Raw genomic sequence first — 892 nt, 5'->3', positions numbered from 1 at the left:
TCTTTTCAACGCCCGCGGCCGGGCGTGGTTGGGGGCCCAACAGCTGCCGCACGATGAGCACGCGGCCATCGATCGGCATGTCCGTGAGCTTGACCGGCTGGCGGAAGACCTGGCTCTGCTCGACCGTGAGATCGCGCAGGACGCCATCGACGATCTCGCGGTCAACAGATTGATGACGATCACCGGCGTCAATCTGGCGGTCGCCGCCGGCATCGTGGCGGCGATCGGCGACATCAGCCGGTTCGACAGCCCGCAGAAGCTGGTGAGCTACTTCGGGCTGAACCCGCGGGTGCGGCAGTCGGGACTGGGAGCCGCCCATCACGGTCGCATCAGCAAGATCGGCCGCAGTCACGCGCGCGCCATGCTGGTCAAGGCTGCCTGGGCCGCGGCCAAGGCGGCCGGTCCACTGCATGCTTTTTTCGTGCGGATTCGCGCCCGGCGTGGCCATCAGGTCGCCGCGGTGGCCGTGGCTCGCAAGCTCACGGTGCTCTGCTGGCATTTGTTGACGAAGGGCGAGGATTACCTGTGGGCGCGTCCGGCGCTGGTCGCCAACAAGACCCGCGCAATGCAACTTCAAGCTGGACATCCGCAACGGAAGGGCAGCCGGCGCGGACCAGCCTATGCCTACAACATCAAGGCGCTGCGCAAGCGTGAGATGTTGATTGCCGCCCAGGCGGAGCGAAACTACGAACGATTGGTGTCGCAATGGAAACCGCGGCGGCCAAAACCCGGCGCGCGCGGGCGCCTCAGCTCGGCAGGACAAAATAGGCAGTCCGGTGACGCTTTCAGCCGACGCGTCACGCTTCGCCACGAGGTCGCCCGCGCCCGACAACCATAACCGCCGCTGACGGCAAGTGCCAGCCAGGAATGCAGTCCCGTTCCACGCCAGCAT

General features: G+C 66.3%; 1 pseudogene. It reads left to right on the top strand.

Annotated elements, in window-relative coordinates:
- Window positions 1-757, top strand: a pseudogene (locus XI06_RS07525) (transposase); the annotation flags it as partial.
- Window positions 758-892 lie beyond the last annotated feature (135 nt).

This window comes from Bradyrhizobium sp. CCBAU 11434, from assembly GCF_028128895.1.
GTDB classification, from domain to species: Bacteria; Pseudomonadota; Alphaproteobacteria; order Rhizobiales; family Xanthobacteraceae; genus Bradyrhizobium; species Bradyrhizobium zhengyangense.
The sequence above is the reverse complement of the archived record's forward strand: the minus strand, read 5'-3'. Positions and strand labels throughout refer to the sequence as shown.